We start from the raw sequence: 23,719 nt of genomic DNA, 5'->3' as shown, positions 1-23,719 counted from the left end.
TTCGTCATGCGCGTTGCGTGTCAGCCGTTGCGTCATCCGCATGGAGTGGTCGGCCCTGGTCGTACACGCACGCGTGGCAGTTCGTTGCTGGAGATGTTGCTGGTGATCGCCCTGATCGCGATGGCCGGCGTATTGGCCGCCGCAGCGCTCAACGGCGGGATCGACGGCATGCGCCTGCGCACTGCAGGCAAGGCGATCGCCTCGCAGCTGCGCTATACGCGTACCCAGGCGATTGCCACCGGCACGCCGCAGCGCTTTCTGATCGACCCGCAGCAGCGCCGCTGGGAAGCGCCCGGCGGCCATCACGGCGATCTGCCGTCGTCGCTGGAAGTGCGCTTCACCGGCGCGCGGCAGGTGCAGTCGCGGCAGGATCAGGGCGCCATTCAGTTCTTCCCCGATGGCGCCTCCACCGGCGGGCGCATCGATCTGCGCGTCAAGGACGCGACCTGGCGTGTGGACGTGGGCTGGATCACCGGCGAAGTGCGTTCCGGGCAGTTGCGGACGCCGGCGCCATGAAGCGACAGCGCGGTTACAGCCTGATCGAGGTGATCGTCGCCTTTGCGTTGCTGGCGCTGGCGTTGAGCCTGTTGCTGGGATCGCTGTCCGGTGCCGCGCGTCAGGTGCGCGCGGCCGACGAGAGCACGCGCGCCACCTTGCATGCGCAGTCGTTGCTGGCGGCGCAGGGCATGGACAAGCCGCTGGTGCCCGAGCAGCAGCAAGGCACGTTCGAAGACGGGCATTTCCGCTGGTCGATGGATGTGCGCCCGTACGACGAGCCACGACGCAATCCGCAGGCGCCGGTATCCCCCGGCGCGCACACGTTGCTGCAGCTGACCCTGGTGGTGCGCTGGGGCGAGCAGCCCAATCAGGTGCTGCAGTGGCGCACCTTGCGGCTGGTGGCTGCGGCGCAGCCGGGCAGCGCGCCATGAGTCGCTCGCGCAGTGCCGGTTTCACCTTGATCGAAGTATTGCTGGCGACGATGTTGCTGGTCGGCGGGCTGGCATTGGCATTTGCCACCTTGCGCTCTGCCAGTGCGGTGAGCCAGCGCGGCGAGGCGATCGCCCAGCGCAGCGAGCGCGTGCGTGCGGTGGAAGAATTCCTGCGCCGGCGGCTGGCGGCGGCACTGCCGATCGCGATGGGCATCGACCCGCAAAGCCAGCAGCCGATGCTGTTCATCGGCGAGCCGCAGCGCATGCGTTTTGCCGCCGATGTGCCGGATTACCTTGGCCGCGGCGGGCCGTACCTGCATGACCTGTCGGTGGCCGGCGAAGGCGAACAGCGCACGCTGCGGATCGCATTGACCATGCTGCAATCGGGCAAGTCGATCGAAGAGGGCGCCACGCTGCCGCCGGAAACACTTGCCGAAGACGTGCAGCAGGTGAGCTTTCGGTATCGCGGCATGGATCCGCAGAGTGGCCGCCTGAGCGCGTGGTTGCCGCAGTGGGAATGGCACGACCGTCTGCCGCTGCTGGTGCGCATCGAGATCCGTAGCGGCGGTGCCGCCTGGCCGCCGCTGGTGGTGGCCTTGCCGCAATCCAGCAACCCGGGAGCGGGGCAATGAGCGCGATGCGCGGTGCCGCGCTGGTATTGGTGCTGTGGCTGATTGCGCTGCTCACCGCGATGATCGGCGCATTCGCGCTGACCGCGCGGGTGGAAGCGCTGCAGGGCAGCATGCTGCGCAACGGCGCGCAGGCGCAGGAGTACGCGCGCTCCGGGCTGGAATACGCATTGTCCCGCCTGCAAAGCACCGACACCCAGGCGCGCTGGCTTGCAGACGGCCGGCGCTATCGTTGGCAGATGGACGATGCCACGGTGGAGATCCGCATTACCGACGAAAGCGGCAAGGTGGACTTGAACATGGCCGAGCCCGCGCTGCTGGCCGGCCTGGTACGCGCGGTCGGTGGCGAACAGGGCCGCGATACGCGCATTGCCGGTGCGATCGTCGACTGGCGCGATGGCGACTCGCTCAGCCAGCCGGGCGGTGGCGCGGAAGACCGCGATTATGCCGATGCCGGATTGCCGTACGGCGCCAAGGACGGCCCGTTCGAAACGCTGGGCGAGTTGCGCCTGGTGCTGGGAATGGATGGCGAGCTGTATCGCAAGCTGTTGCCCAACCTCACCCTGTACAGCGGCCGCTCGCGTCCCGAAGCGCGCTTTGCGCCGGGCCCGGTGCTGACCGCGATGGGCCTGGATGCGCGGCAACTGCTGGCCCAGCGTGACGCGCCGCCGGGTTTGCCGGGCAGCGAGGCGACGGTCGGTGGGTCGGACACTTATAGTATCGAGAGCCGGGCGCGACTGAGTCAGGGACGCGAGGCTGTGTTGCGGGCGGTCGTCTCCACCAGTGCGTCCGCATTACCCGGGTCGGCATATACCGTGTTGCGTTGGGAAGAGGGAGCAGCAGTGCAATGACCGCATGGCGGGACACCTTGGGTCGTATCGGCGTACGCGCCATGCCGGGAGCCGGAGGCTTCTGGCGTTGGTGGCAGCAATCGCTGCTGGCCTGGCTGCCGCAGCGCTGGCAATGGCAGTTGGGCCTGTCGCCGTCGCGGCTGTTGTTGCAGCCCGACGGATCTGCGCTGCAGTTGCTGCGTCAGCGCGATCACAGCAGCGAGGCCATCGCCAGCCTGCCGTGGCCGGTGCAGCCGCAGGAAGTCCATGCCTTGCTGCCGACCGCGCTGGAAGGCCTGCCACGGCATTGGCTGCTGCCGGCCGCGCATGCCTTGCGTCGTCCGTTGCGCCTGCCTGCGGCGGCGGCGGCGCGGCTGCAGGATGTGGCGCGCTTCGAGATCGACCGGCAAACCCCGTTCACTGCCGACCAGGTGTACTTCGATGCGCGCGTGCTGGATGTGCGCGAAGACGGCCAGCTCGATGCCGAACTGGTGGTGGTGCCGCGGCGCATGATCGATGGCCCGGCCGGCGTGCCCGACGCATGGGCCAGCGCCCTGTCCGGCATCGATGTCGCCGACGCGCAGGGCCTGCCCTTGGGCGTGAACCTGCTGCCGCCGGCGCGACGGCTGCGGCGCAGCGACCCGATGCAGCGCTGGAATCTGTTGCTCGCTGCCGCCGCATTGGTGCTGCTGGCCGTGGCCGGCTGGCTGCTGCTGGACAACCGCCGCCAGGCCGCCGACGACTTGCGTGCCAAGGTGCAGGCCAACGCCGCGCGCGCGCGCCAGGTCGCCGCCGAACGCCAGCAATTGCTGGATCTGGTCGAAGGGGCCAACTTCTTCCAGCAGCAGCGCGCCACCCGCCCCACCTCGGTGGAAATCTGGGACGAGCTGAGCCGGCGTCTGCCGGGCGGCACCTATCTGGAAAAATTCTCGGTCGAAGGCGGGCAACTGCAGTTGATCGGTCTGAGCAACGAAGCCTCCTCGCTGGTGCGGCGTCTGGAAGGCTCGCCGCTGTGGCGCACGCCCTCGCTGACCGGCGTGCTGCAGAGCGATGCCGGTCGCAACGTCGACCGCTTCACCATCACCGCCGAACTGGCCGGCCCCGATGCCAAGGAGGCGGCCGATGCCACGCAGCGTTAAGCGCGATCGTTGGATCGCTTTGGGCCTGCTGTTGCTGGTGATCGGCGTGGCCTATCTGGTGCTGGTGCACCCCTGGTTCACCCAGCCGATGATCGCAGTGCAGGACGACCTGCAGGCGCTGCGCGAGCGCGAGCTGCGCGTGCGCGTGCAGCTGCAGCAGGCACCGGAAGTCAGCAAACGGCTACGCCAGGCGCGCCAGACGCTGCAAAGCCGCCCGGGCTTCCTGCCGGAAACCTCGGCCGAACTGGCGTCGGCCGGCCTGGTGCAGCGGCTGGAACGCGCCGTGGTGGAAGCCAGCCCCGGCAACCGCAGCTGCGCGATCAGCAACCGCTCGCCGCTGCAGCCGGAAAGCAAGGACCGCTTCACCCGCGTCGCGGTGCAGGTGCGCCTGCGCTGCGGCACCCCGGAGCTGGCCTCGGTGTTGTACAGCCTGGAAAACGGCACCCCGCGTCTGTTCGTGGACAACCTCAACGTGATGGCGCAGCGCTACCAGCTCTCGCCCAACGAAAGCGGCAACGGCCTGGATATCGCCTTCGAACTGGCCGGCTACCTGCGCCCCGGCGCCAGCGCCGCGCCGTTGAACACCGACGCGGCGCCCACCGCAGCCGACGCCGCGGAGGCCAGCAATGCGCCTTGACATGATCGGTCTGCGCACCTGGCTGCTAGCCACCATGGTCGGCTGGGCACTGCTGGTGTGCGTGCTGGCCGTGGCCGGGCTGGGCAAGCGCGTGGAGCTGCTGCCGGACGACCCGGCACTGGTGCAGCGCCTGCCCACCCTGCCGGCACCGGCACCGGAACGGCTGGGCGCGTTCGAAAAATATTCGGAGATCGCCGCGCATCCGGCTTTCGCCGAAGACCGCCTGCCGCATCCGTTCTTCCTGTCCGGTAACGAGGGCAGCAGCGCCGCCTCGACGGTGCGCCTGACCGGCGTGCTGCTGACGGACAACTTCAAGATGGCCACGCTGACGCTGGACCCGCAGGATTCGGTGCGGGTGCAGCTGGGCGGCGAGGCGGTCAAGGGCTGGCGCCTGCTCGCCTTGCAGCCGCGCAGCGCAACCATCGAAGGCCCCGGCGGCACGCAGACACTGGAGCTGCACGTGTTCAACGGCCTGGGCGGGCAACCGCCCACCGCCAATGCGGGCGTGCGCGGCGCTGGCGGCGCCATTCCGCCGTTACCGTCGCCCGATGCCGCCGCGGTCGCGCCGGCGCAGCCGCCGCAGACCCAGCCCGCCACGCCGCCACAGCAGCCCGGTGGGCAGGCACCGCCGACGGCGCCGCCGCAGCGTAGCGATGGCGCCCAGGAAGCCCCACGCCCCTCCGATGATCAGATGCGCGCCATCCGCGAACGTATCGAAGCCCGACGCCGCCAGCTGCAACAGCAGCGCCAGAGCGGCTCTACCCCCGGTCAGACCCAATGAGTGAACGCATGACGCAGCGCCTGTTTCCCGTGTCCCTGCTGATCGGCCTGCTGGCCGGTTGCGCCACCACTCCGCCGCCGGACGTGCGCCGAAACGCGCGCCTGGACCCGCAAGTCGGCGCTGCCGGCGCCACTCAGACCAGCGCCGAGCAACGCGCCGAGGGCAATGCCAGCGCCAAGCCCACCCCGGTGATCCGGCGTGGCAGCGGCACCATGATCAACCAGAGCGCGGCGGGCGCGCCGGCGCCGACGCTGGGCATGGCCAGCAGCGGCAGCGCCACCTTCAACTTCGAAGGCGAGTCGGTGCAGGCGGTGGTCAAGGCGATCCTGGGCGACATGCTCGGGCAGAACTACGTCATTGCCCCCGGCGTGCAGGGCACCGTGACCCTGGCCACGCCCAATCCGGTCTCGCCGGCGCAGGCCTTGAACCTGCTGGAAATGGTGCTGGGCTGGAACAACGCACGCATGGTGTTCAGCGGTGGCCGCTACAACATCGTGCCGGCCGACCAGGCGCTGGCCGGCACCGTCGCGCCCAGCACCGCATCGCCCTCGGCCGCGCGCGGTTTCGAAGTGCGCGTGGTGCCGTTGAAGTTCATCTCCGCCAGCGAAATGAAGAAGGTGCTCGAGCCCTATGCGCGCCCGAACGCCATCGTCGGCACCGATCCCTCGCGCAACGTGATCACCCTGGGCGGCACCCGCGCCGAGCTGGAAAACTACCTGCGCACCGTGCAGATCTTCGACGTGGACTGGCTGTCGGGCATGTCGGTGGGCGTGTTCCCGATCCAGTCTGGCAAGGCCGAAAAGGTCTCGGCCGATCTGGAAAAAGTGTTCGGCGAGCAGAGCAAGACGCCCAGCGCCGGCATGTTCCGTTTCATGCCGCTGGAAAACGCCAACGCGGTGCTGGTGATCACCCCGCAGCCGCGCTACCTGGACCAGATCCAGCAGTGGCTGGACCGCATCGACAGTGCCGGTGGCGGCGTGCGGTTGTTCTCGTACGAGTTGAAGTACATCAAGGCCAAGGACCTGGCCGACCGCCTGTCGGAAGTGTTCGGTGGGCGCGGCAACAACAACGACTCCAACGCCTCGCTGGCCCCGGGCTCGGAAACCAGCGTGCTCGGCGGCGCGCTGGGCAACCGCGACAGCAGCATGGGCGGCAGCTCGGGCACCACCGGCGGCAGCATCGGCGAGAGCAGCGATGGCAGTTCCTCCGGCAGCAGCTTCGGCGGCAGCAGTGGCAGTGGCAGCAGCAGCGGTGGACTGGGCAACGGCAGCCTGCAGCTGTCGCCGCGCAGCAACGGCAATGGCGCGGTGACGCTGGAAGTGGAAGGCGACAAGGTCGGCGTATCGGCGGTGGCCGAAACCAATACCTTGCTGGTGCGTGCCACCCCGCAGTCGTGGGCTTCGATCCGCGACGTCATCGAAAAGCTCGATGTGATGCCGATGCAGGTGCATATCGAAGCGCAGGTGGCCGAGGTGAATTTGACTGGTGCGCTTGAGTACGGCGTTAACTGGTATTTCGAAAATGCAGTGAATGCAGCGGCGGACTCGGCCGTCAATGCCACCGGAATTGGCGCTGGTGCCGGCTTGGCGAGCGCAGCGGGGAGAAACATCTGGGGTGATATCGCTGGCAAGGTTGGTAGCGGAGGCGTTGCCTGGAGCTTCCTCGGCAAGAATGCTGCCGCGGTCATTACTGCGCTAGATCGAGTGACAAACGTTCGCTTGCTGCAGACGCCTTCCGTATTCGTGCGCAACAACGCGGAGGCAACATTGAACGTCGGCTCGCGTATCGCCATCAATTCCACATCGATCAATACGGGGCTTGGCAGCGACAGTAGCTTTTCCTCGGTGCAGTACATCGACACCGGTGTGATCCTGAAAGTGCGTCCACGCGTGACCAAGGATGGCATGGTCTTTCTGGATATCGTCCAGGAAGTCAGCAGCCCGGGCGATCGGCCCGCAGCCTGCACATCGGCAACTGCGACAGTCAACGCCGCAGCCTGTAACGTCGACATCAATACGCGCCGTGTCAAAACAGAGGCTGCGGTACAAAGTGGCGACACCATCATGCTTGCGGGTCTGATCGATGACACGACTACCGACACCAGCGATGGCGTGCCTTTCCTCAGCAAATTGCCTGTGGTTGGTGCATTGTTTGGTTCGAAGGGAAAGAGCAGCAACCGCCGCGAAGTCATCGTGCTGATCACCCCGTCGATCGTGCGCAACCCGCAGGAAGCGCGCAATCTCACTGACGAATACGGTCAGAAGTTCAAGGCCATGGAGCCGCTGAAACCCAGCCAGAAGCCGCAATGAGTGCGGCATTGCCCGTCGTGCTGGTGTCGGTCGGCACCGACGACGAGGCCCTGGATGCCTGCCTGGGCGCACTGGATGCCGCCACGCCCGCCGGCACGCGCGTGTGGCTGGCCGACGACGCGCAGGCCGGCCCGCGTGGCCGCGCGGTGATCGCGCACTGGTTGGCGCGTACGCACCTGCAGGCGCATCACACCCGGCGTCAGCGCATGCTCGGCGAGGTGGCGCATCTGGACGAAATGCTCAGCGGCTGCGGCGATGCCGATGTGGTGGTGCTGGGGCTGGATGCCTGCCCGCTGCCGGGTTGGTTGAATCAGCTCGACGCCTGCTTTGCGCGCGATGCGGCGATTGCCACCGCCACCCCGTGGAGCAATGTGGGCGAAGCCTGCAGCTGGCCACGCCTGGGCGAACTCAATCCGATGCCCGCCGCGCCGGAGCGGCTTGCCGCTGCGTGTGCGGCGATGCCGCCACTGCATCCGGAACTGCCATCGGCAATCGGCCACGCGGTGCTGCTGCGCGGCAGCGCACGGCGCAAGGCCGGCGGCCTGGATGCCAGCAGCTATGGCTCCTGGTATGCGGCACTGGTGGACCTGAGCCTGCGCATGGCTGGCCTGGGCTGGCGCAACGTGCTGTGCGACACCGCCTTCGTCGCCTCGCCGCACGAAGGCCGCCCTGCCGACGGCGACATGGATGCATTGGCCACACGCTGGCCGGCTTGGCACGCACGCCTGGCCAACTTCCTGATGCACGACCCGCTACGTGCGCAGCGCGATCAACTCTCGCAGCTGCTCGCCGATTTACCGCCGCCGGATCCACAACGCAGGCTATTTGACGCGTAGAACAGCTGCTAACGCGGCATGCTCACCGTCAGGCGGGCGCAGCAGGTGTTCGGTGGACTCGTACAGTGCAGTTCTTGAGCGCTGTCCTATGCAACCTGACGACTGCTCGCCGTGCGCTGAGTGAAGTGGCTTTGTCGGCCGTATGTTGGTGGATGCTATCGGACGTCCAGGTCAAACGCCGAGCGGGTCGAGGGCGCGGTGCCCTCAGCGCTCGCGGGACACGCCGTGAACCCGTCCGTGGGGGCTCGGTGGCGGCATCCATGCCGCCACACGCTCCCGCAATCGGCGAGGACACCGCACCAGGGAGTGAGTCGGTTGCTTTGTTGAAAACATGCACACCGACCATCTTGACGGGTCCTTGCCCGCCCACCGTCGCGTAAGAGCTTACAAGGACGTACTCGCAGCGTGTCCCGCGATGGTGGGTGGGCAAGGGCCCTGCAGCCAGGCCGCAGTGCAGTGACTGACGTGACGTAGTCTTGTTAGCCGCTCAAGAAGCCGACCGCATCGGTGCCTCGGTCCGTACCACCACATCCAGTGCATCGTGGCGCCAGGATTCGATATCCAGTTCCACCGCGCGGCCGTCTTCGGCGAAGCTGATCCGCTGCAGCCGGAAGCAGGGCGTGCCGGTGGTGGACTGCAGCAACAGGGCTTGTGCGGCATCCAGCCCGGCTGGATGCATCGACAATTGCGCGCGGCTCAGGAACAGCCCGAGCTTCTGGTTGAACACGCTCGACAGCGAGCCGGCCAGGTCGTGCTCCAGCAGGCCCGGCGCCCAGGCGGCCAGCACCACGTTGGTTTCCAGCAGTACCGCGCGGCGGTCGATCCAGCGCCGGCGTTGCAGCACGAACACCTGCTCGTACGGCGTCTCCAGCCGTAGCGCCGCCGCGTAGGCAGCCCCCGCTGCCTGCCGGGTGGCACTCAACAGCTCGGTGCGCGGTTTGCGCCCTTGCGCCGCCACGTACTGCATGAAGCCGGCGATGCTGGTGGGGTCGTAGCGCACGCGCGGCGCGCTGACGAACCAGCCGCGCCGGTTCTCGCGGTAGATGCGGCCCTGCGCTTCGAGTTGCTGCAGGGCCTCACGCAAGGTGATGCGGGTGCAGCCGAAGCGTTCGGCAAGCTCGCGCTCCACCGGCAGGCGCTGATCGGGGGCCCATTCGCCGGCGGCGATCTGCGACGAGACGATTTCGGTGATGGCGTGTTGGCGCGACGCGCTCATGCGGCGACCTGCCGATGGTGGCTGCGGCGCATGTGCAAGGCAGGCGGATAAGAGAGGTGCATGCAGCGATGGTAAAGAAGAACACGCCCGCAAACCGCAGGTGGCTCAGGCAAGGCCGGCCGGGTTCTGCTGCTGTTGGGTTTTCCAGCTGCGCCATCCATACAGCGCCAGCAGCACGAAGCCTGCATACAGCAGTGCGGTGGGATACAGCCCCTTGCTGACGAACACGCCCACGTAGACGCAATCGAGCACGATCCACAGTATCCAGTTGGCGATGCGCTTGCGTGCGGCCCAGACGCTGGCGACCAGGCTGAAGCTGGCCAGCGCTGCGTCCAGCCACGGCAGTGCGGCATCGGTGTGGTGATGCATGTAGGCACCGAGCGCGGCGGCGAACACGGCACCGATGCACAGCGAGATCCACAGCTCCGCCTGCGGCATCGGCAACGGGCGGATGCGTGTGCGCGCGGCCATCCCGCGCTGCCACTGCCACCAGCCGTACAGCTGGGTCAGCACGTAGACGCCTTGCAGCAACATGTCCGAGTACAGCTTCCACTGGTAGAACAGCCAGGCATACAGCGCCACCGCCACGATGCCGACCGGCCAGCACCAGCGAATGCGCCGCGCGGTCAGCCAGACGCCGAGCAGGTTGATCACGACGGCGATGGATTCGAGCAACGACATGGAAGGTCTGGGGAGGATGTCTGATGGACGATGGATCGGGGGCTGGGACGCAGAACAGTTCAACGCGACCGTGCGAGCAGGCCGAGCGCGTTCACTGCCTGTAGCCGATACCTGCAGCGCACTCGGCCCGCGCAGCAACGCTGTCGCGTAACCCGTGCAGCTCATGCGTCAGCGGATCGCATGGCCGCATCGGCCGCGTTTAGAAGTCCACCTGCACGGTCAGACGCGCCGTACGCGGCGCACCCGGGAACAGATAGGCATCGCCCTGGTATTCGCCGCTATCGCGCCAGTAGCGCTTGTCGAACACGTTGTCCACGTTCAAGCGCCAGGTGGTGGCCAGCCCGCCCAGTGCAGTGGCGTAACGTGCGCCCAGGTTGGCCACGGTGTAGGCCGGCACGCTGGCGTTGCCGAGCCGGTCGGCGAACTTGCGCCCGCTGTATTGCGCGCCCGCCAGCAGCGCCAGGCCATCGATGCCGGGCACGCTGTAGTCGGCCTGCAGGCTGGCGCGCAGCTTGGGCACGTTGATGGCCTGGTGGCCTTCGTACTCGGCACTGTCGGTGTCTTCGGCGCGTGCGCGGATCGCCGCGACGCTGGCGAAGATGCGCAGCTGCGCGGTGGCCGCGCCATCGGCCGACAACTCCAGGCCGCGGTTGTGCAGGCGACCCTGTTGCACATAGCGCAGGCCGCCATCGGCCTGCGGCTGGGTGAACTGGTAGGCCTGGCGGATGTCGAACAGCGCCGCGCCCAGACGCAGGCCGTCGAGCTCGAATTTGGCGCCGGTCTCCAGCTGGTAGGCATTGGTCGGGGGCAGGATCTCATCGGCGTTGTCGGCAAACCACGGGGCGGTACCGCCGGCGGCCAGGCTCTTGGCGTAGCTGGCGTACAGCGACACCTGCTGCTGCGGCTTGAACAGCAGCGCGGCCTGCGGCAGCAGCGTGTCCTTGCGCGTGCGTCGCTCCAGCACGCCATCGCGGTCGAAGCTGCGCTCGTCCAGGCGCACGTAACGCGCGCCCAGCGACAGCTCCCATCGCGGTCCCAGCCCGATCCGGTCGGCGACCACCAGGGCGCGTTGGCGGCTGTCCAGGCGGCGTTGCTTCGGGTCCAGGGCGACGTCGGTCTGTGCAAACACTGCGGGGTCGCGGTCGATGCTGCCGCTGCCGACGAATTCGTTGACCGAACCGAAACGATCGATGGTGCGGCGTAGCCAGTCGCCGCCGATGCTCAGGCGGTGATCCAGCGCGCCGGTGAGCACACGGCCTTCCAGCGTGGCGCGAAATTGATCATGCACGCGAGTGTCGTCGGGACTGCGGTAGTCGTAGACGTCGTACTCGCCTTGCGCGCTGAAGAAGTTCGGTGTGACGCTGTCGGCGCAACTGGCCGCGCCATAACAGCCCCAGGCGAACGCGGAGAAATCGTTGATCACCGAGCGGCTGCGTGACGCTTCAGCGGTAGCGCGCCAGTTGTCGTTGAACTGGTAGGCGTAGCGCAGCTGCGCATTGAGCGAATCCATCTCCACCGGCCGCGACCACGGCTGGTAGCCGAGCAGGCGATGCACATCGATAGCGCGCGGCACCTGGGTGCCGTCCAGGAGTTGATAACCCGGCACCGAGCGTTGCTGCCGATGCTGATACTCCACATCCAGCTGCAGCAGGGACTGCGGGCTGATCTTCCAGTCGCCGGCCAGCGACAGGAAATTGCGATAACCGTCGGCGTGCTCAACATAGCTGTTGATGTCTTCGCGCGCGGCGTTGACGCGCAGGCCCAGGCTGCGCTCGGCACCGAACCAGTCGCCCAGGTCGGCGGCGACGTAGCGCGAGCCTTGTTCGTCGGTGCCCAGGGTCACGCTGCGCACGTGCTCGGGCCGCTTGGTGCGGTAGTCGATCAGCCCGGCCGGTTCGTTGACACCCGATTGCAGCCCGGCCAGGCCCTTGAGGATCTGCACCTGCTGCTTGTTTTCCAGTGCAATGGATTGTTCGCCCACTGCGCTCAGGCCATTGATGCGGTAACTGTTGGCGGCGTTGAGCGAATAGCCGCGCACGACGAAATTTTCGTAGTAGCCGATCGGGGCATAGGCATCGCCGGCGGAGGCATCGGCGCGCAATACCTCGCTGAGCACGCGAGCCTGACGGTCGAGCAGTTGCTGGCGATCGATCACCGCGATCGAGGCCGGGGCATCCAGCAGCCGCGTGGCGCCGAAGCCGGTCAAGGCCGTGCTGGCGTCGGCGCGTTCGCCACGCACGTTGACCGCATCCAGTTCGACCGCCTCGGCACCGGGGTGTTGCTGCGCGAGTGCAGGCGTGGCGACACACAGCGCAAGTGCAAGCGCAAGCGGGCGGCGGTGGGGCAGGGGGGCGGACAGGTGCATGCGCAGGGCTCGAAAAGGAGAAGGAAAAACGCTCATGGCAACCGGCGCGCGCGCGCGCGCAGGTGATCGAGCAGACACTGGCCATCGGCGCTGGCAAACCAGTCCGCATGGCCGAGCAGGTAACGGTGATAGGCGATATCGGCGTTGTCGGCCGAGCGGGTGATGCCGGCGAAGTAGTCGATCTCGCTCAGGGCGAAGTCGGCATGCACGATCGGCAGCAAGGCGGCCAGCTGCCTTAGCTGCGCGGCGTCCAGCGCGCAGTGCCGGGTGTAGCCGTCTAGCAAGGCGTCGAGTTGCTCCAGCTGCGGCTGCGCGCGCTGCCCTGCATCCAGGTTCAACCATGGGATCAGAGTGCGTTCGATTGCCGTGGCCAGGTCGAACATCGCAAAGCTGCGGTCGCACAGGCCGAAGTCGAACACCGCGCTGACCGCGATGGCCCCATCGTCGTGCGTGCGCCACAGCAGGTTGGAGGCATGCCAGTCGCCATGCGTCCACAGCGGCGGCAGGGCACCGGGCGCCGACAGCACCGGCCATGCCCGGGCGTGCCAGGGCAGCAGGTGGTCGGTCAGGTCGCGGCGCCAGGGCCGGTCCTGAAAATCGGCGGCCAGGCCGGGGCGCGACAGCAATGACTGTTCCACCGCCCGGATCGGGTCGGCCTGCGCGAACAGGGCCAGGTTGGCCACCAGCACGCTGCTTTGGCGTGGCGGCGCATCAAATCCCTGCGCTGCCAGGTGCAGGCGGGCCAGCGCGGCACCTGCCGCCCACGCGTGCGTAGCGGAGGTGAAGGGCGTCCACGACAAGGCATCCCGGTACAGGTCCTGGCCGATACCTGCGCGCTGCACTTCGTAGACCCAGTCCGCATCGGCCAGGGCGGTGCGGCCCGCGGCATCGTGCAGCACCTCGACCACCGGTGCCCCGGCCCAGCGCAGATGCGCCATGAACCGGTGCTCTTCGCGCACCGCAGCGACATTGCGCACGCTGCGGTGATGCCGCTTGACGATGACCGTGCCGTTGGCGGTGTCCACGCAGGCGGCGGCGGAAAACGGGCGCGCACTATGCCAGCGAATCAGTTCGCCACCGCCAGGAGCGGGAAAGTGCTGCAGCACGCGATGGATTTCGTCGGCGGTCAACACCGGCCAGTCCGGCAGCGCCAACTCCAGGCCCATGCCGTGCACCTGATGCGAGGTGCTCATGCGCGCGGATCCGGCAATGTTGAGCCGTCCAGTGGTATAGACCAGACAATCGGTGTCGAAGGGGCGGACCCGGCGCGCGCGCCGGCGACAACATGGACGGCGCTGCCAGGCCGTCGTTGCGGCGCGCCCGCCATCAGGCGGTTGCGCTGCAGGGAATGAAAAGGCAGCGCAACACCGAAAGGTCGCTGGCCGTCATCTCGATACTGAATGTGGGGTGCGCCGTGGGCGGCGCCTGCGCAAAGCCGCTGGGCGGCTCCGGGCGCGCAGTATGCCTGCTGCGGCTGCCAGCCGCCAGATCGGCGCCGGCATACGCCCGATGGCGTTGCGCTGCCCCGGGGCCGGATAATGGCCGGATGACTCCCGTCCAGATTGCCGCCGTCGTCGTCACCTATCAGAGCAGCAGCACCATCGATGCATGCCTGTCGCGGCTGCGCGCGGCAGAGGGCATCAGCGAGATCCGGGTGGTCGACAACGCGTCCAGCGACGATACGCTGGAGGTCGTGCAGCGGCATGCGTTGGCCGATGCGCGGCTGCACTTCATCGCCAATCCGGACAACCCGGGCTTTGCGACCGCCTGCAACCAGGGCGCGCGCGACTCGCAGGCGCCCTGGCTGGTCTTCATCAACCCGGACCTGATGGTCGAACGCGACACATTGGCGCAGCTGCGCGCGCGCGCGGCCGGGCACGCGGCGGTGCTGTTGGGCGTGGAGCAGGTAGACGAGCAGGGGCAGCCGGATGCCGCCGTGCGCCGTCGCGATCCGGATTTTGCGGCGATGCTGCGCGCACCGCGCGCTGCCGCCCAGCTGGCGGTGCCGGCCGATCCGTCTGCGACCTTGCAGGTGGTGGACGCCATTTCCGGCGCCTTGATGCTGATGCAACGCAGCCTGTTCGACCGACTCGACGGCTGGGATGGCGGCTACCGGCTGCACGCCGAAGACCTGGACCTGTGCCGACGTGCGCGTCAGGCCGGCGCGCTGGTGGCGGTGGCCAACGATCTGCAGGTCCTGCATGTGCGCGGCGTGTCCAGTCGTTCGCGGCCGTTCTTTGTCGAGTGGCATAAGCACCGCGGCCTGTGGCGCTATTTCCGCAAGTTCGAGGCGGGCCGGCGCGGGCGGGTCACCCGGCTTGGCGTCTGGCTGGCGATCTGGACCCATGCGGCCGCCCAGGTGCCGAGATTGTTGCAAAACAGATGAGTCCGCTCGCGTTAAATTTGTGATAAATCGGTGATGGGTGGCGAAACTTAACTGTGATACGTTTCGCCTCGAAGTGTGATCAATCACTAGCTTCCTGTCCCTTCCGGGTCCCCCATCAGGAATCGTGCAATGTCCTTACACAACGACCCGCAGCTGCGGGTACGTCAGCCATGCGCCGCCGCGCCGCAGTCCAGTTCGGTTGCCTTGCCCCCTTCTCTTGAGTCCACCATGTGTCGCGCGCCGGTGGCTGCGCTGTCGGCGCTCGCGTTGAGCTGCCTGATGGCTGCCGTGCCGGGTACGGCCTTGGCCGGTGCCTGGACCCAGCCGCAGGGCGACACCCTGGTGATCGTCAAGGCGCTGCATAGCGATGGCACCGGCTGGTTCGACGACGCCCATCACCGCGGTGATTTCGGCAACAACGGACGCAGCCGCCAGGACCAGCTCAATGTGTATGTCGAGCATGGTCTGAGCGATACGCTGAGCGTGATCGGCAATTTCTATTTCACCGAGGTCGGCTTCAACAACGACGAACCGGTGAACGGTGCGCCCGGGCGGGCACGCCGCAGCACGACCGGCTTTGCCGATCAGGAGATCGGCCTGCGCTACGCACTGCCAAGCGCGGCCGACGACGTCTGGCGTAGCGCGGTGCAGGCCTTGGTCAGTCTCCCGGCCTACGGGCGTAGCAAAACCTATCACCCAAACAATCCTGGGCGCGACCCCGCGCTCGGCCTCGGCGACTACGGCCTGGAGCTGCGTTACAGCCGTGGGCGTGGTTACACGCTGGGCGGGCGCAACGGCTACGTCGATCTGGGGGGCGCGGTGCGCTTGCGCGGCAGTGCCGCTTCCGACGAAGTGCGGGTGGATGCATCCACCGGCCTGAGCCTGACCCCGAGCTGGTTGCTGCTCGGCGAAGTCAACGTGATCCAGGGCCTGGGTAACGGTCGTAACGACGCGTTTGTCGTTGGCTCGACACCTGGCGATTCCGGCTTCGTCGCCACCGGCACCAACTACGACCTCACCAAGCTGCAGCTGTCCACGCTGTACACCGCGCCGGGCGGCAGCCAGTGGCAGGTGGGCTATCAGCAGCCTGTCATGGGCCGCAACACCGGCGCCGCGGGTGGGCCATTCGTGGCCGCCTGGTGGCGGTTCTAAGGACGCCACGACAATGACGGTCACCTGCGAAATGGAGGCGCTTGGACGGGCACCGGACATCGGCCGCGAGCGCGGTCTGTTGGGTCGCGCGCTGGTCACGGCAGGCGTCATCACCGACGAACAGCTGCGCTCGGCGCTGGCGTTGCAGCAACGCTGGAACTCGCGCCTGGGCGATGTGATCCTGGCCCAGCGCGGCGTACCGGCGCAGCGGTTCTACGCCATCGTCGCCGCGCATTTCGGTCTTGAGTTCATCGACTTGGTGCAGCAGCCGCCGGATCCGGAACTGCTCACCCCCGGCGATCTGGAAAGTTACGCGCAGCGCCTGCTGCTGCCGTGGCGTCGCGAGGACGGCGTGCTGGTGCTGGCCGTGGCCGATCCCGACCCGGCGGTGTTTGCCTGGGCGCGTGCGCACTATGGCGAAGACGTGCGTTTTGTCGGCACCGCCAAGTTCGACATCATCTGGAGCCTGCAGCGCTATGCCGACGAGCAGCTCACCGACAACGCGCTGAACCTGCTTGCAGCGCATGCGCCGACCTATTCGGCGCGCCAGGTGGTGACGCGCGGACAGAAGTTCACGCTGTGGGCAATTGCCGCGGTGCTGGTGATCTCAATGGTGCTGTTCCCGGTGCCGGCCCTGATCACCGTCAACACGCTGGTGGCGCTGGGCTTTCTGGCAACCTTCGGGCTGAAGCTGTTGCTGGTGTGGTTCGGCTCGCGCCACCGCATCGACATCAAGGTCACCGAAGACGAAGTGGCCGCGCTGCGCGATGACGACCTGCCGGTCTATACCGTGCTGGTGCCGATGTACAAGGAGCCGGAAGTCCTGCCGATCCTGGCCAACGCGCTGCGCAAGCTGGATTACCCGATCAGCAAGCTCGACGTGAAGCTGGTGCTGGAAGCGGACGATGTCGACACCATCGAAGCCGCCAAGAAACTCGGCCTGGAGGCGTTCTTCGAAATCATCCGGGTGCCGCCGTCGCAGCCCAAGACCAAGCCCAAGGCCTGCAACTACGCGCTGCATTTTGCGCGCGGCGAACTGCTCACTATCTACGACGCCGAAGACAAGCCCGAGCCGGATCAGCTCAAGCGCGTGGTGGCCGCATTCCGCAAGGCCGAAAAGGACGTGGTGTGCATCCAGGCGCGCTTGAACTACTACAACGCCGACGAGAACTGGCTGACGCGGATGTTCACGCTGGAGTACACGCTCTGGTTCGACTTCTACCTGCCGGCGCTGGAGTACCTGCGCATTCGATTCCACTGGGCGGCACGTCCAACCACTTCCGTCTGGATGTGTTGCGCCAGGTGCGTGCGTGGGACCCGTACAACGTTACCGAAGACGCCGATCTGGGCGTGCGGCTGATCCAGAACGGCTACCGCGTCAACGTGGTCAATTCCACCACGTTCGAAGAAGCCAACGTCAGCATTCCCAACTGGATCCGGCAGCGGTCGCGCTGGCTCAAGGGCTACATGCAGACCTGGCTGGTGCACATGCGCGACCCGGTGCATCTGTATCGCAGCACCGGTTTCAAGGGCTTCTGGGGCTTTCAGTTCTTCATTGGCGGCGGCTTCTTCACCGCATTGGGCGTGCCGGTGCTATGGGCGCTGTATGTGGTCTGGGCCGTGACCGGGACAACTGCGTTCGAGCGCTTCTTCCCGCCCTGGCTGGCGACCGTGTCGTTGGTCAATCTGTTGTTGGCCAATGCGTTCTTCATCTACATCACGCTGGTGGCTGCGTTCAAACGCGACTACTTCAAGCTGGCGCCCTACGCGCTGACCGTGCCGTTCTATTGGGCGCTGCAGTCGATCGCCGCTTACAAGGGTCTCTGGCAGCTGATCCACAATCCGTTCTATTGGGAGAAGACCACTCATGGCATCAGCAAGCATTCGGAAAACGAGCGCCGCGCCGCACTCGAAGAGTGAGTCGGCCGTCTCGCGTCGTCACAGCGGGCTGCCGGCGTTTCTGGTCGCCGTGGTGGCCCTGTCGCTGCTGAGCCAACCCTTGCTGTTGCAGTCGGTCGGCTCCGCCGCACCGGCAATCGCGCCCGCGGACAGCTTGCCGGCGACCAGTTTGCTGGCGTGGGCGATCAACCTCGGACTGGACAGCTGGAATCTGCCGTTCCAGGTCTGGCCGTTCCTGGCAGTTGCCGCCAATGCACTGTTCCTGTCGCTGCTGTGGCGCGATCTGGCCGGCGTGTTCGGACGCGGCTGGGCCAGCGCATTGACGGTACTGGTGGGCTGCAATCCGCTGTTCCTGTTGCCGATCGCCGCCGGCGGAAGCCAGGCGGTGGGTCTGCTGGCGTTCTACGGTTTGTGCCGCACCTTGCGCCGCCTGCAGATGCCGGTGGAGGCCTTCACCTACCTGCGCATCGCCGGCTGGTTGTGCATCCTGCTGTGCCTGGATGTGCAGACACTTGCGCTGTCGACGATGGTGGCACCGTGGCTGCTGCTGGTGATGCCGCCGCAGATGCTGCGCAAGGCGCCGGGGTCGTTCTATCTGGTGTGCTATCTGCCGTTCGCGTTCCTGGTCGGCATGTGGGCCTACGTCAATCTGACCGTATTCAACGCACCGTGGCCGTCGCTGTCGAGCATCGGGCAGGGCGCGCATCCGCTGCCGTTGCCGCTGGCCGACCACGCGCTGGGCTGGTTGCCGGCCGTGCGGTGGGGCGTGGCGGCGGTGGTCTGCTTCCCGGTCCTGGCATTGCTGGCCCGCAGTTGCAGCAGCGCGCTCACGCGCGGCGTGGTGGCCAGCGCCGGCACCGTGATCTGCGCAGCGGCGTTGTCGTTTGCCTTCGGCTGGGCCGGGTTCGACGCCTTGTTGCTGCTGTGGGTGCCGGTGGCATTGCTGTTGCGTGCACTCCATGCCGATCAGCGCAGTCAGGCCGCCGGCCTGCTGTTGCTGGGTCTGATCGGTGCGGCCTGGGTGCAGCCGCAGGGCTGGGGCAGCTGGATGCGTGCGGCGCCTGCCGATGCGCAATCCTTGCTGCAGGGCGAGGCGATGGTCATGGCTGCGCCGGTGTCGTTGCCCACCAACGGCCCGGCAACGTCGGCAGCGGACGCTAGGCAGTTGCAGCCCGCCGCAGCCACTTCCGCGGCCGTGTCCGGGCAGGTCGCTGCCGGCGCCAGCGCGCCCGTTGATGCCAGAGCTGCCACTGCTGCAATGGTGCAGCCGGGCAGGAACGCCGCTGGCATCGGTGCAGTGGACTGCGCGCGCACCACGACGGCCTCCACCACCGAGGCATCTGCCGCATGTTCAAACGCGTTCTGAGCACTGCGTTTCTGGTCGGCACGTGCATGCTGGCCAACGGCTGCAACGCGGACGCATCGACGTGGATGGGCGCCAACGTCAAGGTCTCGGCCAATGCGCCGTGGGAAAGCGAAGCGGCGGCGCAGTCGCTGGACGCGCTGGCCAAGACCGGCGCCAGCAAGGCGCTGCTGGTGGCATTTGTGTGGCAGGCCAACCCGCAGTCGAATGACCCGGTGCTGGGCAGCGACAGCAGCGTGGAGGCCATGCGCGCCGCATTGCGGCAGAGCCACCACGCCGGCCTGCAAGCCACGCTCAAGGTGCATGTGTGGATTCCCGGACATTGGGCCGGCGACACGGCGCCCACCGATCAGGCAGCCTGGTTTGCCGCGTATCAGAACGCGTTGCTGCCGTTGGCCAGACTGGCCGAAGACGAGCACGCCGAAGCGCTGGTGATCGGCACCGAACTGCGCAAGCTGCAGGACGCGCCGCAGTGGCCTGGCCTGGTGGCGGAAGTGCGCAAGGTCTATCACGGCAAGCTGCTGTACGTGGCCGACGGCATGGAGCACGCCGAAAGCTTCCGTTACTGGTCCTTGTTCGATGCAGTGGGCACCAGCCTGTATCCGCGGCTGTCCGAAGCGGCCGCCACACGCACGGCCGAGATGAACGCTGCCGCGCAGCGTCTGCAGCAACTCGGGCAGCGCGTGGGCAAGCCAGTGTGGGTGGCGGAGCTGGGCCTGCGTTCTGCACGCGGCAGCCTGGCCGCGCCATGGGAAAGCCCGGAACAACGCGCCGCCGCAGTCGACACCCGCCTGCAGCTGCAGGTGTTGCAGCAGTGGCGCAAGGTCCTGCAGGCGCACGGCGTGGACGGCATCGCGCTGTGGTGCTGGTACACCGACCCCAAGGCCGGTGGGCCAGGCGACAGCGACTTCACCGTGCAGGGCAAACCGGCGCAGCAGGTGCTGGCGCGCTGAGCGATCACGCCCGGTCATCTCTCAGAGAAATTGCCGAGCGCAGTTGCCAAGGGAGATCGCCAAGCGCACTGCCGCCGCGCAGCGCACCGCCGCCCGGGGCATGGGAACGGTTTGCACGCAGCGCGATCGCCGCTGCGGGCATAATCCGGCAGCATGATCATCCATTCGCTGCTCGATACCGACCTGTACAAATTCACCATGATGCAGGCGGTGCTGCATCAGCATCCGGCCGCGCAGGTCGATTACCGCTTCAAGTGCCGCACCCCTGGTGTGGATCTGGCGCAGTTCATCGACGAGATCTCGCGCGAGATTGACGCGCTGTGCCGGCTGCGTCTGCGCGAGGACGAAGTGGGCTATCTGCGCGGCCTGCGCTTCATCAAGCCGGACTTTGCCGACTTTCTGGCGCTGTTCCATCTGGACCGCAAGTATCTGCAGCTGTCGGCATCGACCACCCGCCCGGGAGAGATCGAGCTGACCATCCGCGGCCCCTGGCTGCATACCATCCTGTTCGAGGTGCCGTTACTGGCAATCATCAACGAGGTGTGGTTCCGCAATACCTCCGAGCCGGATTACGAAGAAGGCCGCAGCCGCCTGCGCGACAAAGTGAGCAGCCTGCGCAGCATGCCGGCCGGCTGCAAGATCGCCGACTACGGCACCCGGCGGCGCTATTCGCGGCATTGGCACGGCGAGTTGCTGCCGTTGCTGCGCGATGGCCTGGGCGAGCAGTTCGTCGGCACCAGCAATGTGTATTTCGCCAAGCAGTACGGCCTGACCCCACTGGGTACGATGGCGCACGAGTACCTGCAGGCGTTTCAGGCGCTGGGACCACGGCTGCGTGACTCGCAGGTGGCTGCGCTGGAGTCGTGGGCGCGCGAGTACCGCGGCGATCTGGGCATCGCCCTGTCCGATGTGGTGGGGCTGGACGCGTTCCTGCGCGACTTCGATCTGTATTTCTGCAAGCTGTTCGACGGCATGCGCCATGATTCGGGCGACCCGTTCGAATGGGGCGAGCGGGTCATCGCCCACCTGCAGGCACACCGCATCGACCCTGCGACCAAGGTGCTGGTGTTCAGCGACGGCCTCAATATCGACAAGGTGATGCGGCTGTACGCGCACTTCCACACGCGCTGCCGGCTGGCATTTGGCGTAGGCACGAGCCTCACCAACGACCTGGGGCCGACGCCGCTGCAGATCGTGATCAAGATGGTCCGCTGCAATGGGCAGCCGGTGGCGAAACTCAGCGACTCGCCCGGCAAGAGCATGTGCGAGGACGCCGGTTACCTGCGCTATCTGCGCGATGTGTTCGGCTTGCTGCCGATGCCGGAAGCGGGCGAATCCGCGCGGCAATGACCGAGACGACTGCGCGCCGGGCCCGGTAAGGCGTTGTGCGTCATCGCTGCTGGTGGCGCGGCCCGGCTTGAGCGGCATGAGGGGGTGAGCAAACGGCGCCTTAGGGGCGCCGTTCGCATTCCACCAACTACCTGCAGAGCGCGCCCGTCGCTTACGGGCGCACCTTGGTGGCGCAGACAAACACCGCTGCCTGTTGAATGCGGCTGATTGCACCCTGGTTCTGCAATTCGCGTGCGTGCTCGTCCATGCAGGTCAGGTACCCCAGACGGTTACCGGCGTTCTGCGTCTTGCACAGGCTGTTTTCGGCCGAGATGTTCGCGCCGGGAATCAGCCCGCCGGTTTCCAGCGTCGGCACCAGCGTATTGCAGTTGCCCAGCTTGGCCAGCCCGCGATTGAGCGTCCAGCCGATATCGGCAAACAGCGCCGGGGTCAGGTCGATGTTCAGATGCGCCTGCACTTCCGGCGTATCGAATGGTTCCATCAACGCGTTCGGCTGCAGGTCGGTATCGAAGTGCGAGAACGTCGAACCGCCGGCCACCACGCTGGGCGCGTACAAGCGCGTGCGGCCCGCGGTGTCGGTGCCCTGCAACAGCTCGGGGTCTTCGTACAGCGCCGCCACTACCCCGGTGCTGCCCTTCAGCCGCGCGCCATCGGCCTGCGACACCATGATCGCCGGGATGGCGATGTCGGTGATCGGCGGGGCGGCATTGCCCATCGTCTGCACGCCGGCCGCGTTGTTGGCCACGATCACGCCCACCGCACCGTTGATCTGTGCGTTCTTGACCTTGACCGCGAACGCGCAAGTGCCGCGGTCGATCAGCGCCACCTTGCCGGCCACCTCGGCCGCATTGACGAACGGCGTTTCGCAGCCATCGCTGGCCGAAGCGGCAGCCACCCCGTCATTGACCGTCACCACCGCGCGCGCCGGGAAATTGGCCGCCGTGGCCAGTGGCCCAAAGCTGGCAAAGCCCACCTCGAACTTGCCTGCCGCGCTGGCCGGCGCGCTCACCTGCAACAGGGTGCGCGGATCCAGGATCAGCGCCGCCTCGCGGTTGACGCGGGTGCCGGCCCACACCGTACGGCCGGGCGTGCGCATCGCTTCTGCACGCAGCGCATTGGTCATGGTCGGGTCGTCGAAGCGCTTGTTCTGCACGTTGTCGAAAGCCTGCGCGGTGTAGACATCGGTCAGGCCGCTGCCCGAGCCGAGCACACCGGTGGTCTTGTTGAGGAAGCCCGCCGCACCCAGGCCGTGGCCAATCTCGTGCATCACCACGTTGAGGAAGTTGATCTGGCCTTCGGGCGTCTTGCCGTCCAGGCCCAGGTACCAGCCCGAGCCGGCCAGGCAGTCGGGCTTGCCCAGATCGCCGTTGAACTGCGAGAACACGTCGGCCGGATCGCTGGGATCGGGGACCAGATCCTGCCCGGCGATCGCGTCGCCCAGCGCAGACGGATACAGCGTATTGGGCTTGGAACCGGGGAAGTCGTTGACGATCCAGTTCGGGCCGGCCTGGCCCAGCGTGCCGCCGGTGGCGGTACAGGTCAGCCGCGCGAACGAGGCATACACCTTGATCTCGACATTGCTCTGCAGCACCGCGCCCCACAGGTCCATCGCGTACTGGTAGGCGATGCGGCGCTGCTCGCCGACCGAGCGCCCCGGATTGCCACCCAAGGGCGCAGCGGTGGTGGGGTCGTTCAAGCCGACGCTGGTGCCGGCGTCGCCATTGATCAACGTGACGTTGGCGGCGCTTGCATGCAGCGGCGCGATGGCCGCAGCCACGGCCAGAGACAACAGCAACGAGGGCTTATTCATGCGGCAGCGCTCCGTGCTCGGCGTGGGCGGGTTGGGTGTCGGCGTCTTCGCTGTGCTCGATGACGATGCGGCCATCGGCCTGACGCGTCGCCATCAACGAGCTCATCTGCGTGGCCGGCAACTTGCGCACCACGGTGCCGTTGGGCAGGCGTCGCTCGGTCGCGCGTGCGGCAGATTCGGTCTGCGGAACCGCAGCGCGGGCAGCGCTGCTGCGGGCAGCCGACGCAGCCTGCTGATCCAGCGCGGCGCTCTCGGCGTCGGTCAGCGGGCGTAGCTTGCCGGTGACGGGATCGATACCGACCTTGGAACTGGTGGTTGCAGTCTCCTGCGCCAAGGCCATGGCCGGCAGGCAGACGACACACAACACTCCGGACAGCATCCATCCGGGCTTACGGAGGCTCATCATCGTTGGGGTTTCCTTGAGTCCAACAGGGGAAAGGAACGCCATGCAGGC

The 23,719-nt window shown here is 67.1% G+C and carries 20 protein-coding genes and 1 pseudogene; 15 read left to right on the top strand and 6 right to left on the bottom strand.

Annotated elements, in window-relative coordinates:
- Positions 1-6: 6 nt before the first annotated feature.
- Genes xpsH through XarjCFBP7645_RS03940 form a run of 9 tightly spaced genes read left to right on the top strand, consistent with a single transcriptional unit; the run spans position 7 to position 8,090 of the window.
- Positions 7-516, top strand: coding sequence for a type II secretion system protein XpsH (gene xpsH / locus XarjCFBP7645_RS03980; protein WP_046344332.1), 510 nt, complete (start codon positions 7-9; stop codon positions 514-516).
- A complete protein-coding gene (xpsI, locus tag XarjCFBP7645_RS03975) occupies positions 513-929 on the top strand; it encodes a type II secretion system protein XpsI (protein ID WP_046344331.1) in 417 nt (138 codons plus the stop codon). Before xpsH ends, xpsI begins: the two co-directional genes overlap by 4 nt.
- A complete protein-coding gene (locus XarjCFBP7645_RS03970; RefSeq protein ID WP_104536304.1) occupies positions 926-1,561 on the top strand; it encodes a type II secretion system protein J in 636 nt (211 codons plus the stop codon). Before xpsI ends, XarjCFBP7645_RS03970 begins: the two co-directional genes overlap by 4 nt.
- On the top strand, positions 1,558-2,409 hold the full coding sequence (locus XarjCFBP7645_RS03965; RefSeq protein WP_016901924.1) for a general secretion pathway protein GspK: 852 nt from the start codon (positions 1,558-1,560) through the stop codon (positions 2,407-2,409). Before XarjCFBP7645_RS03970 ends, XarjCFBP7645_RS03965 begins: the two co-directional genes overlap by 4 nt.
- Positions 2,406-3,527: a PilN domain-containing protein gene (locus XarjCFBP7645_RS03960; RefSeq protein WP_104536303.1), complete on the top strand. Its 1,122-nt coding sequence runs from the start codon at positions 2,406-2,408 to the stop codon at positions 3,525-3,527. Before XarjCFBP7645_RS03965 ends, XarjCFBP7645_RS03960 begins: the two co-directional genes overlap by 4 nt.
- Positions 3,511-4,164 carry a type II secretion system protein GspM gene (gene gspM, locus XarjCFBP7645_RS03955; protein ID WP_104536302.1) on the top strand — a complete coding sequence of 218 codons (654 nt, stop codon included), beginning with the start codon at positions 3,511-3,513 and terminating at the stop codon, positions 4,162-4,164. The genes XarjCFBP7645_RS03960 and gspM overlap by 17 nt, the downstream gene beginning before the upstream one ends.
- On the top strand, positions 4,154-4,945 hold the full coding sequence (gene xpsN / locus XarjCFBP7645_RS03950; protein ID WP_104536301.1) for a type II secretion system protein XpsN: 792 nt from the start codon (positions 4,154-4,156) through the stop codon (positions 4,943-4,945). The genes gspM and xpsN overlap by 11 nt, the downstream gene beginning before the upstream one ends.
- Positions 4,942-7,254: a type II secretion system secretin GspD gene (gspD, locus tag XarjCFBP7645_RS03945; protein ID WP_104536300.1), complete on the top strand. Its 2,313-nt coding sequence runs from the start codon at positions 4,942-4,944 to the stop codon at positions 7,252-7,254. Before xpsN ends, gspD begins: the two co-directional genes overlap by 4 nt.
- The gene (locus XarjCFBP7645_RS03940; protein ID WP_104536299.1) at positions 7,251-8,090 is read left to right on the top strand and encodes a glycosyltransferase family 2 protein; all 840 of its coding nucleotides are present in this window, start codon (positions 7,251-7,253) and stop codon (positions 8,088-8,090) included. The genes gspD and XarjCFBP7645_RS03940 overlap by 4 nt, the downstream gene beginning before the upstream one ends.
- A 487-nt stretch (positions 8,091-8,577) precedes the next feature.
- Here the strand turns inward: XarjCFBP7645_RS03940 and XarjCFBP7645_RS03935 are convergent, their stop codons facing one another.
- From XarjCFBP7645_RS03935 to XarjCFBP7645_RS03920, 4 genes are all read right to left on the bottom strand, one after another.
- On the bottom strand, positions 8,578-9,306 hold the full coding sequence (locus XarjCFBP7645_RS03935) for a UTRA domain-containing protein (protein WP_104536298.1): 729 nt from the start codon (positions 9,304-9,306) through the stop codon (positions 8,578-8,580).
- 105 nt (positions 9,307-9,411) lie between these two features.
- Positions 9,412-9,987, bottom strand: a complete 576-nt coding sequence (gene pnuC, locus XarjCFBP7645_RS03930) for a nicotinamide riboside transporter PnuC (protein WP_104536297.1) — start codon at positions 9,985-9,987, stop codon at positions 9,412-9,414.
- A gap of 199 nt (positions 9,988-10,186) precedes the next feature.
- Positions 10,187-12,352 carry a TonB-dependent receptor gene (locus XarjCFBP7645_RS03925; protein WP_104536296.1) on the bottom strand — a complete coding sequence of 722 codons (2,166 nt, stop codon included), beginning with the start codon at positions 12,350-12,352 and terminating at the stop codon, positions 10,187-10,189.
- A 32-nt stretch (positions 12,353-12,384) separates the two neighbouring features.
- Complete coding sequence (locus XarjCFBP7645_RS03920) at positions 12,385-13,545, bottom strand: phosphotransferase enzyme family protein (protein WP_104536295.1); 1,161 nt, start codon at positions 13,543-13,545, stop codon at positions 12,385-12,387.
- A 353-nt stretch (positions 13,546-13,898) separates the two neighbouring features.
- On the opposite strand from XarjCFBP7645_RS03920, the gene XarjCFBP7645_RS03915 reads away from it, so the two are divergent.
- From XarjCFBP7645_RS03915 to pncB, 6 genes and pseudogenes are all read left to right on the top strand, one after another.
- On the top strand, positions 13,899-14,738 hold the full coding sequence (locus XarjCFBP7645_RS03915) for a glycosyltransferase family 2 protein (protein ID WP_104536294.1): 840 nt from the start codon (positions 13,899-13,901) through the stop codon (positions 14,736-14,738).
- A gap of 129 nt (positions 14,739-14,867) precedes the next feature.
- Positions 14,868-15,890, top strand: coding sequence for a hypothetical protein (locus XarjCFBP7645_RS03910; RefSeq protein WP_181126167.1), 1,023 nt, complete (start codon positions 14,868-14,870; stop codon positions 15,888-15,890).
- Between the two features lie 13 nt (positions 15,891-15,903).
- Positions 15,904-17,810: pseudogene (locus XarjCFBP7645_RS03905) on the top strand (glycosyltransferase family 2 protein).
- Between the two features lie 49 nt (positions 17,811-17,859).
- The gene (locus XarjCFBP7645_RS03900) at positions 17,860-19,155 is read left to right on the top strand and encodes a hypothetical protein (protein ID WP_181126219.1); all 1,296 of its coding nucleotides are present in this window, start codon (positions 17,860-17,862) and stop codon (positions 19,153-19,155) included.
- Entirely contained in the window at positions 19,137-20,105 is a 969-nt protein-coding gene (locus XarjCFBP7645_RS03895) for a glycoside hydrolase family 113 (protein ID WP_104536292.1), read from the top strand. Before XarjCFBP7645_RS03900 ends, XarjCFBP7645_RS03895 begins: the two co-directional genes overlap by 19 nt.
- 153 nt (positions 20,106-20,258) lie before the next feature.
- Positions 20,259-21,455: a nicotinate phosphoribosyltransferase gene (gene pncB / locus XarjCFBP7645_RS03890; protein ID WP_104536291.1), complete on the top strand. Its 1,197-nt coding sequence runs from the start codon at positions 20,259-20,261 to the stop codon at positions 21,453-21,455.
- 151 nt (positions 21,456-21,606) lie between these two features.
- Here pncB and XarjCFBP7645_RS03885 read toward each other — a convergent pair whose 3' ends face one another.
- A complete protein-coding gene (locus XarjCFBP7645_RS03885) occupies positions 21,607-23,265 on the bottom strand; it encodes a PA domain-containing protein (protein WP_104536290.1) in 1,659 nt (552 codons plus the stop codon).
- Positions 23,258-23,671 (bottom strand): post-PEP-CTERM-1 domain-containing protein, encoded by a 414-nt coding sequence (locus tag XarjCFBP7645_RS03880; protein ID WP_104536289.1) that lies wholly within the window; start codon positions 23,669-23,671, stop codon positions 23,258-23,260. The genes XarjCFBP7645_RS03885 and XarjCFBP7645_RS03880 overlap by 8 nt, the downstream gene beginning before the upstream one ends.
- Positions 23,672-23,719 lie beyond the last annotated feature (48 nt).

This window comes from Xanthomonas arboricola (genome assembly GCF_002940665.1).
Taxonomy (GTDB): domain Bacteria; phylum Pseudomonadota; class Gammaproteobacteria; order Xanthomonadales; family Xanthomonadaceae; genus Xanthomonas; species Xanthomonas arboricola_B.
Note: the sequence above shows the minus strand (reverse complement) of the source record. Positions and strands in the feature narration are given on the sequence as shown.

Excerpts from the sequence above, each read along its gene's own strand:
- gspM (WP_104536302.1), top strand. The coding sequence starts at position 3,511 with ATGCCACGCAGCGTTAAGCGCGATCGTTGGATCGCTTTGGGCCTGCTG.
- XarjCFBP7645_RS03960 (WP_104536303.1), top strand. The coding sequence starts at position 2,406 with ATGACCGCATGGCGGGACACCTTGGGTCGTATCGGCGTACGCGCCATG.
- XarjCFBP7645_RS03920 (WP_104536295.1), bottom strand. The coding sequence starts at position 13,545 with ATGAGCACCTCGCATCAGGTGCACGGCATGGGCCTGGAGTTGGCGCTG.
- XarjCFBP7645_RS03895 (WP_104536292.1), top strand. The coding sequence starts at position 19,137 with ATGTTCAAACGCGTTCTGAGCACTGCGTTTCTGGTCGGCACGTGCATG.
- XarjCFBP7645_RS03910 (WP_181126167.1), top strand. The coding sequence starts at position 14,868 with ATGTCCTTACACAACGACCCGCAGCTGCGGGTACGTCAGCCATGCGCC.
- XarjCFBP7645_RS03880 (WP_104536289.1), bottom strand. The coding sequence starts at position 23,671 with ATGATGAGCCTCCGTAAGCCCGGATGGATGCTGTCCGGAGTGTTGTGT.
- XarjCFBP7645_RS03940 (WP_104536299.1), top strand. The coding sequence starts at position 7,251 with ATGAGTGCGGCATTGCCCGTCGTGCTGGTGTCGGTCGGCACCGACGAC.
- xpsI (WP_046344331.1), top strand. The coding sequence starts at position 513 with ATGAAGCGACAGCGCGGTTACAGCCTGATCGAGGTGATCGTCGCCTTT.
- XarjCFBP7645_RS03915 (WP_104536294.1), top strand. The coding sequence starts at position 13,899 with ATGACTCCCGTCCAGATTGCCGCCGTCGTCGTCACCTATCAGAGCAGC.
- xpsN (WP_104536301.1), top strand. The coding sequence starts at position 4,154 with ATGCGCCTTGACATGATCGGTCTGCGCACCTGGCTGCTAGCCACCATG.
- XarjCFBP7645_RS03970 (WP_104536304.1), top strand. The coding sequence starts at position 926 with ATGAGTCGCTCGCGCAGTGCCGGTTTCACCTTGATCGAAGTATTGCTG.
- XarjCFBP7645_RS03885 (WP_104536290.1), bottom strand. The coding sequence starts at position 23,265 with ATGAATAAGCCCTCGTTGCTGTTGTCTCTGGCCGTGGCTGCGGCCATC.
- pncB (WP_104536291.1), top strand. The coding sequence starts at position 20,259 with ATGATCATCCATTCGCTGCTCGATACCGACCTGTACAAATTCACCATG.
- xpsH (WP_046344332.1), top strand. The coding sequence starts at position 7 with ATGCGCGTTGCGTGTCAGCCGTTGCGTCATCCGCATGGAGTGGTCGGC.
- gspD (WP_104536300.1), top strand. The coding sequence starts at position 4,942 with ATGAGTGAACGCATGACGCAGCGCCTGTTTCCCGTGTCCCTGCTGATC.
- XarjCFBP7645_RS03935 (WP_104536298.1), bottom strand. The coding sequence starts at position 9,306 with ATGAGCGCGTCGCGCCAACACGCCATCACCGAAATCGTCTCGTCGCAG.
- XarjCFBP7645_RS03965 (WP_016901924.1), top strand. The coding sequence starts at position 1,558 with ATGAGCGCGATGCGCGGTGCCGCGCTGGTATTGGTGCTGTGGCTGATT.
- pnuC (WP_104536297.1), bottom strand. The coding sequence starts at position 9,987 with ATGTCGTTGCTCGAATCCATCGCCGTCGTGATCAACCTGCTCGGCGTC.
- XarjCFBP7645_RS03925 (WP_104536296.1), bottom strand. The coding sequence starts at position 12,352 with ATGCACCTGTCCGCCCCCCTGCCCCACCGCCGCCCGCTTGCGCTTGCA.